The 1,644-nt window shown below is 64.4% G+C and carries 3 protein-coding genes; all 3 read right to left on the reverse strand.

All coding sequences use genetic code 11. The features are described from left to right. Positions 1-122: 122 nt before the first annotated feature. Positions 123-386 (reverse strand): hypothetical protein, encoded by a 264-nt coding sequence (locus AC5RWX_RS33035; RefSeq protein ID WP_494100385.1) that lies wholly within the window; start codon positions 384-386, stop codon positions 123-125. Between the two features lie 51 nt (positions 387-437). Further along, complete coding sequence (gene deoC / locus AC5RWX_RS33040; protein ID WP_494100386.1) at positions 438-1,154, reverse strand: deoxyribose-phosphate aldolase; 717 nt, start codon at positions 1,152-1,154, stop codon at positions 438-440. A 141-nt stretch (positions 1,155-1,295) separates the two neighbouring features. Continuing rightward, on the reverse strand, positions 1,296-1,644 hold a 349-nt coding region (locus AC5RWX_RS33045), incomplete at its 5' end, for an FAD-dependent oxidoreductase (RefSeq protein WP_494100387.1).

Genomic DNA, 1,644 nt, shown 5'->3' on the forward strand with positions numbered 1-1,644 from the left:
GAGGGAGGGGTAATCGTGGTGGCCGGCGCGGCATTATTCCAGTTAAACCACAAGACCCCCGTATTTATCCGGGGGTCTTCTGGTTTACCTGCCGGCCTTCGCCGCCTTGGGTATTGAGGTTCTCAGTGCTCGCCGGCGGAGTCGGAGCGGCCCAGGATGGTCTGCGGGATCCAGTAGGTCAGGAAGAAGAGCACGATGCAGACGGCCATGGGCCACGGGTTGTCAAGCGTGAGGAAGGACAACGAGTAGATTGCGCCCAGGAACAAGGCCATGCAGACCACAAAAAGGATGACGCTGGTGGCAAGCTTGTTCTCATTCTGGGGGGTCTGGAGTGACCCTTCGTGAGATGCGGGGCCCTGGTTGGAAGCCGTGATCTTGCTGGACATTCATTCCTCCTTGGCCGCGGGGGCCTCATTCTGTGGCGACTCCGGCTGCTGTCAGTAGGAGGCTGAACCCTGTTCACCCTTGACGATGGCTATTCCGGAGCTGGCACCAATACGTGTTGCACCTGCAGCAATCATAGCCTGCGCATCCTCGAGGGAACGCACACCGCCGGAGGCCTTCACGCCGAGGTTGGGGCCCACCGTATGGCGCATCAGGGTGATGTCCTCCACGGTGGCGCCGCCTCCGTTAAAGCCTGTCGAGGTCTTCACGAAATCAGCTCCGGCCTCCACGGCGGCCTCACAGGCAAGAACCTTCCGGGCGTCGTCGAGCAGCGCTGTTTCGATGATGACCTTGAGGATGGCGCCACTGGCATGCACGGCCTCTGCCACCGCAGTGATGTCCTCAACCAACGCACCCTTGTCCCCGGCCCTGGCGGCAGCGATGTTGATGACCATGTCCACCTCGTCGGCACCATCCAGCACCGCACCGCGGGCTTCAAAGGTCTTGACGTCGGTGGGAGTGGCACCCAGCGGGAACCCCACCACGGAACAGGTCAGGACACCGGTCCCCTTGAGGGCCTTCTTGACTGTCTTCACCCAAAGGGGGTTAACGCACACTGACTTGAAGTGGTATTGGGCCGCTTCTGCACAAACCTTGAGGACGTCGGCCTCTCCGGCTTCGGGTTTCAGCAGCGTGTGGTCGATGAAGGACGCGATGCTGCCGGAACCTGCGGCTGCAGTTTCAACGGAAGGGGTGGCTTCGTTGCTCATGATGGTCCTCTCCAGGGGCCCGTGGGCGGGGCGTTGTAACGCCCTGCCCATGACTCGTTTCGGGAACCATCTTGCCACAGCGGGTGCCGCCCTCAGTGGAAAGGCAGCGGCCGTCCTCCGCAAGGCAGCGGCCGCACTCCGTCAGGCCGCGGCCGGCAAGGCGGCAGGAGCAGAAGCCGTGAGCAGTTGGGTGGCGCAGGCGCCCGCCGCGGAAGCGGCAGCAACCAGCAGGCCCAGGCGGACGCCGTCGAACGCTGCCGCGTCACCGATGGCCCAGATGCCGGGGACGGACGTCCGGAAGTCCTGGCTGATGACAATGCCGCCGGTGGGCGCCGTCCGCAGGCCGGCGCTGGCGGCGAGCCCGTCCCGGGACACCCGCTCCTCGGCCAGGACCACCAGGTCGCCGTACATGCTGCTGCCGTCTTCGAAGACCACGCCGGAAGCCGCGAAGCCTGATTCTGAAGCAGAGGGCATAACGGCGGCCGGCCTG

This window comes from Arthrobacter sp. SPT-J7 (assembly GCF_059089965.1).

Excerpts from the sequence above, each read along its gene's own strand:
- AC5RWX_RS33035 (WP_494100385.1), bottom strand. The coding sequence starts at position 386 with ATGTCCAGCAAGATCACGGCTTCCAACCAGGGCCCCGCATCTCACGAA.
- deoC (WP_494100386.1), bottom strand. The coding sequence starts at position 1,154 with ATGAGCAACGAAGCCACCCCTTCCGTTGAAACTGCAGCCGCAGGTTCC.